Here is a 6,073-nt window from a genome sequence, read left to right as displayed (position 1 = left end):
GTATATAGATACCTTAAATTAAGTGTTGTCTTTTTATTTATTTCAAAAATACCTGGTATTTCCAAATTCTTTGTTTTACTAAATCCAAAAATATCATTTACGCGATTAAGGGCTCTAAAATCCCAAACAGATGAAATTTGGTTCAAATTATTACTTTGGGTTCTAATGCCTATTTGGAAAAGACTATCCATTCTAGAAGCAGTTATAGCATTTAAATTTGATGATTTTGTACCCCTGGAAATAACAAGATCATATATAGATGCATGCTTATCCTTGTCTTTCAAGACAATGTTCAACCTTTTGTTTTTTTTTCCATATTTATCAGCTTTACTGATAATTTGGATCTTCTTTATTGTACGGCCGGGTAAATTTTGCATTAAAAAGTCATTATCAAATAAGAATTCTTTTTCTCCAACTTTTATATCACCAATCTCTTCCCCATTAAAAAACAATTTAGATCCCACAATCTTTATTCCAGGTACAACCTCTAATGCATTTCCCGTCATCAGATATTTCTCAAAATACTGCCCTGAAAAGTCTGCCTCAAGAGTGTCTTTAATTTCTTTAAGTAAAATAGGAGGATTATGAGATACAATATTAACCTCTTTTAGATTAATTACATTTTGTTTGAGTTTTACTACACCTACATCTATTAAATTGCTATTGATTTTGACATGCAATATTTTATTCGAATAATTCAAACAGGAAACCTTTAAAACTCCATATTTAATACGCTCCGCTACTGAAAAACTAAACGAACCATTCCTCTTTACAGAGCTCCTAATAATCAAGCTATCATTATCTGCATAAAAAGCAATTATTCCGCTTTCAATTTTATCAAAAGATAAAGAGTCGACCACAGAACCCCTTATTGTATTTTGTGAGCGAACAATAGATGGTAAAAAGACTAGAATTAGATAAGAAAGAATTACAAATTTTATCCTCATAAGGGGCTTATATAGAACTTATTTAGTTCTACGTCCCCTTCTTTCTATCATACCCATGAATTCACTTCTTGGATTGGCCTGTTTTGATTGGGTGGCATGAAAAGAGTCTGTACGTAAACTTTTTCCTCCCACACTCATTACAGTACTTTGACTTGCAGCTTTAGCGGTAGGTGCAAGGATATCTAAAGCCAAGGATAAATAGTTTTCCTGCTCATCGCCAAAAGGACGGGTTGGGTCATCATATTCATCCAGCTTGTCTGGTACCATCCCTGTATAATAGCCTCCCTCGTTCCTGGCATTACGAGTCTCAAACAAAGACATATACACATCATATCTATTTTCAAGACGAATTGGAAAAAAACCTACAGGTTTACCATAAGTGGTATCTCCAACAAGCTTAACATTCATATAGGGCTTTAAGGAATTTATCAATAATTCACTGGCAGAGGCTGTATTACGGGAAACAATGAATACAATGTTACTAACGGAGGAAAGACCGCCTTTTTTCGCAAAGCTTGCATTATTTTGAGCCGCAGTTGTGGAATAATCTAAATCCGCAAGAGTAACCATCTTACCTCCTGAATACTGCACTTTCCCGTTATTATCTAAAGCTGGTTGATGTGAAAGAATCGTTGCCTTATTGGTCTGCATAAGGGAATTGTAGATTTCTGTAAACATTTTTTGTCCAGTTGTTGTAGAAGGCGCAATTAAGTTGGCCAAATATTCGGCGGTGTTAACATATCCTCCGCCGTTGTATCGTAAGTCAACAACTAAATCGGTTACCTGTCCCGAAACAAAACTTGTAAATACAGGATCCAGATTTACATCGCTTGGATTATTACTATCTACAGTTAGATTAGAAAAGCGTGCAAAAGCCAGATAACCAATTTTTTTACCCGACCTACTGATTACTTTAGAAGTATAGACAGGACTGCTTTTATAGGAAGCTTTATTCAAAGTTACGCTAAAAGGAACTTTATCAATATAATTTATCCCCTCAAGAGTTACCGAGGTACCTGCAAGGGAAGCGCTTACTGAAGCACTTTCAGAATCATAACTTGAACCCACAGTCTTTCCGTTTACTTTCTGGATTAACCAGCCTCTCTTTACACCTGCCGTCGCGGCGGGAGATCCGGGATAAACTGCTGTAACAAATAAGAAATATGGACGCGGTGCACTATTGCTGGTTAAATAAAAAACGGGTCTTATTCCAATATCGAATCCGTTTCCTTCGGTATCCACATTTGCAGTTTTCAGATTAGACGTTGGACTTGGGTTGGCTTGGGTAATGTCACTAATAAAAGAATATTTTGGAAAACCATCTCCCTCGTATTCATAGGGTTTATTGGTTAATGGATTAATTTTAAGTTGCGAAATGGCATAGAGTTCATCGTCGTAATTATCCAAAGCAAGGGACTTTCCGGAATATTTTCTCGGATTGAACACCGCATATTCAGGGAGGGCATCGCTCCAAAAATAGATCTGCTTGGCATAAAGGTACAAAGAATCCAGGGTGAGCTCTGTACGTGTACCTGTTGTTGGAACACCGGTAGTTATAGGGTCTGTTGTAGATGGTTCTGTTGTGTGGTTCTTTTTGCAGGAACTGACACCAAGAGAAAGAACGAATAGACAGCAAAGTCCAAAACGCCCATAAGAAAGATCTGATTTCATAGGATTGTGTTTAAAACACTTATAAATACGGTATTAAGTTAAGAATAGTCTTTCAACTTCCAAAAAATTTATAGTTGCACCATCGTATTGAGGTAGAGCATCTTCCTTTTTTACGACGAACAATATATTTTTATCTTTAAGTTGATGTTGGTTGATCAGATAAGACAGACCCCGGTCTTCTTCGGCCGTCTCCAATTCTTCAGAAAAATAGACGGTAAGGTATTGCTCCAGACCATTCCATTCCATTTGCCGGATCTTGTTGAGCTGGGCTTCCGGATTTCCGGACAACAATAAGAATATAGGTTTGCGTTCCAGAACGATGGCTTGCAAAAATGCAAGGCATTCATCAAACAACAACAATTTTAAAGGCAGACGCACATTTCTTTGTAAAAGATCAAAATTAAGCCTGTAGGTTTCTGGTATGGAAAATCTGGCGGCCACTTTATCGAAAATCCCCTCATGCCCCTCTTTACTATAGGTTTCCTGCATAAACTGAACCAATTCAGCTGCTGGTTGTTGCTCACTGTACTCTATAAACTGGGCAAATAAATAATAGACCTGTAATAAAAAATCCTTTTCAGGATAAAGTACGTGATCTAACTCAAAAACAAAGGCATCATGCGCTTTGATGTAATTTTCAAACTTCATTAAGATATGGTAAATAAAATAGCTGTCGGGCTTTGGAAATCCTCGGGTATATAAAATACGCCATTTAAATTTTTTGACCTGCCGGTTTCTTCAATTAAGGTGTCTGGGGCAGGAGAATAAATCAGTTCTCCGTGAATGAACAATGCCCAGTTCTGCCCTCTGGCAACATCTTCCTGGCTATGAAAATATTTAGGAAGTTCAGTAAGTTCTGGTAACAATACCTGGATACCAAACTCTGAAAACAACAACGAAGCTTTAGCTACTGCCGCCACTTCGAACTCATGTAATGGCAGAATCATTTCAACACCATGATCAAGACAAGCATTCAGCAAGTTATGGGCAATGGTTTCTTCGTTCTTCTCTCCCAGGGTAATGAACTGGTACTGCCCAGCTGAAAAGGCTGGAATATCCCCATAATCAGCCAAAAGAACCTGATCGTCCTGAAATGCTTTTACAATTTTATAAGATGGAGACGATTTGCCTCCGGTAATTAATACTTTCACGTGTTTTATATGATTAATCCGTCTTTCATGGTTACGACCCGATCGCTGATCCTGGCCAGACTTTCATTATGTGTAACGATGACAAAGGTTTGATTGAAACTATCCCTTAAGGTAATAAAGAATTGGTGTAGCGCATCTGCATTTGCAGAATCCAGGTTTCCGGAAGGTTCATCTGCAAGAATGATTGCAGGATTATTGATCAGTGCTCTTGCTACTGCAATGCGCTGTTGCTCTCCCCCAGAGAGTTGACTGGGTTTATGGTCTGCCCTGTCTTTTAATCCCAGTAGATCTAAAAGTTCTAAAGCTCTGGCTTCTGCTTCCTTTTTACTTTTTTTAGCAATGAATGCCGGGATACAAATGTTTTCAAGGGCTGTAAATTCGGGAAGTAAGTGATGGAACTGAAAAACAAATCCAATATTCTGGTTCCTGAAAATGCTCAGCAATTCTCCGGAAAGGCCATTAACTTTGGTTCCTTTTAATTCTACTGTTCCCTGATCTGGCTTATCTAATGTCCCCAGAATATGCAGCAAGGTGCTCTTACCTGCTCCTGAGGCCCCAATGATACTCACAATTTCGCCTTTATTAACTTCAAAATCTACTCCTTTTAGTATCGGTAAGTTTCCGTAAGATTTTTTTATACCAGTGGCTTTTAGCATAAATGCAAACTTAGTGTTTTTAAAACCAATCTGAAATTGTAGATTTGAGCAAATTTTTTCAGCAAATGAATATCCACGAATATCAAGGTAAAGAAATACTTAAAAGTTTTGGTGTAGCCGTACAAGAAGGCATTGTTGCCGATACGGTTGAGCAGGCTGTAGAAGCGGCTAAAAAAATGAAAACTGACTTCAATTCTGATTGGGTTGTGATTAAAGCACAGATCCACGCAGGAGGAAGAGGAAAAGGTGGTGGTGTTAAATTGGCCAAGAACCTTGACGAGGTTAAAGAAAGAGCTACTGCAATTTTAGGCATGCAGCTGGTAACCCCTCAAACTGGTCCTGAAGGTAAAAAAGTGAATAAAATTTTAGTTGCACAGGATGTTTATTATCCAGGTGCTTCTGAAACCAAAGAATTTTATATCAGTGTGTTGTTGAACCGTGCAAGCGGAAGAAACATCATTATGTATTCTACTGAAGGCGGTATGGATATTGAGGAGGTTGCTGAGCATACCCCTCACCTGATTTTTAAAGAAGAGATTGATCCTAAAGTTGGATTACAGGCTTTCCAGGCAAGAAAAATTGCTTTTAACCTGGGTTTAAGCGGTGCTGCTTTTAAAGAAATGGTTAAATTCGTTTCTGCACTTTATAAAGCTTATGACAATACAGATTCTTCTATGTTTGAAATCAACCCGGTATTGAAAACTTCAGATGATAAAATCATCGCAGTTGATGCTAAAGTTGATTTGGACGAGAATGCTTTGTTCCGTCATCCTGATTATGCAGCTATGCGTGATAAACTGGAAGAAGATCCAACTGACGTTGAAGCGAGTGAATCTAACTTAAACTATGTAAAGCTAGACGGAAACGTTGGTTGCATGGTTAACGGTGCTGGTTTGGCTATGGCAACTATGGATATCATTAAAATTGCAGGTGGTGAGCCGGCTAACTTCCTGGATGTTGGTGGAACGGCTAATGCACAAACTGTAAAAGCTGGTTTTAACATTATTTTAAAAGATCCTAACGTTAAAGCTATTCTGATCAACATCTTTGGTGGTATTGTAAGATGCGACCGTGTTGCTCAGGGTGTTATCGATGCTTACAAAGAAATCGGTAATGTTCCTGTTCCAATCATTTGCCGTTTACAAGGTACAAATGCTGTAGAGGCTAAACAACTGATTGATGATTCTGGTCTGAAAGTATATTCAGCGATTGCATTAAAAGATGCAGCTGATCTTGTGACTAAAGTATTAGCGTAAACATTTCTAATTTCCATAATTGAAAGAGGCTGTCCAAAAGACAGCCTCTTTTTTTTGCACTTATAGGATCCCTGCCTCCGCCGGGGTGATGAACTGAATTCGGTAGTGCGTGGAAATATGATGGCAAAAAAAAGAAGTACCTGTAAAATAAAGAAGCCTCCAACAAATTGCCGGAGGCTTCTTAAAACCAAATATAAATTAAACGAGCATTACAAATATACAACAAAAAACAAATAATTATAATTTAATACCCATAAAAAATAAAATATTCACTAAAAAATACACAACACACTATATATCAACCTAAAAAAATCAATAAATAAATTTAAAAACTAATTATTCCATTAAAAACACCAAAAAAACTAATAAAAAAAACCAGTAAACACAATAAA

6 protein-coding genes are annotated in these 6,073 nt (G+C 37.3%); 1 reads left to right on the top strand and 5 read right to left on the bottom strand.

The features are described 5' to 3' along the window. From DBR11_RS05925 to DBR11_RS05905, 5 genes are all read right to left on the bottom strand, one after another. A partial coding sequence (locus DBR11_RS05925) for a hypothetical protein (protein WP_146186472.1) occupies window positions 1–947 on the bottom strand: 947 nt, incomplete at its 3' end. 18 nt (window positions 948–965) lie between these two features. After that, window positions 966–2,618 carry a S41 family peptidase gene (locus DBR11_RS05920; protein WP_108550689.1) on the bottom strand — a complete coding sequence of 551 codons (1,653 nt, stop codon included), beginning with the start codon at window positions 2,616–2,618 and terminating at the stop codon, window positions 966–968. Between the two features lie 33 nt (window positions 2,619–2,651). Beyond that, window positions 2,652–3,266 (bottom strand): haloacid dehalogenase, encoded by a 615-nt coding sequence (locus DBR11_RS05915; RefSeq protein WP_108550688.1) that lies wholly within the window; start codon window positions 3,264–3,266, stop codon window positions 2,652–2,654. Further along, window positions 3,266–3,769 (bottom strand): hypothetical protein, encoded by a 504-nt coding sequence (locus tag DBR11_RS05910; RefSeq protein WP_108550687.1) that lies wholly within the window; start codon window positions 3,767–3,769, stop codon window positions 3,266–3,268. The genes DBR11_RS05915 and DBR11_RS05910 overlap by 1 nt, the downstream gene beginning before the upstream one ends. Before the next feature lie 5 nt (window positions 3,770–3,774). Next, window positions 3,775–4,425, bottom strand: coding sequence for an ABC transporter ATP-binding protein (locus DBR11_RS05905; protein WP_108550686.1), 651 nt, complete (start codon window positions 4,423–4,425; stop codon window positions 3,775–3,777). Window positions 4,426–4,490: 65 nt separating this feature from the next. Here DBR11_RS05905 and sucC point away from each other — a divergent pair, with 65 nt between their 5' ends. After that, complete coding sequence (gene sucC / locus DBR11_RS05900; protein ID WP_108550685.1) at window positions 4,491–5,681, top strand: ADP-forming succinate--CoA ligase subunit beta; 1,191 nt, start codon at window positions 4,491–4,493, stop codon at window positions 5,679–5,681. Window positions 5,682–6,073: the final 392 nt, after the last annotated feature.

Source organism: Pedobacter sp. HMWF019, from assembly GCF_003061025.1.
Taxonomy (GTDB): Bacteria; Bacteroidota; Bacteroidia; order Sphingobacteriales; family Sphingobacteriaceae; genus Pedobacter.
The sequence above is the reverse complement of the archived record's forward strand: the minus strand, read 5'-3'. Positions and strand labels throughout refer to the sequence as shown.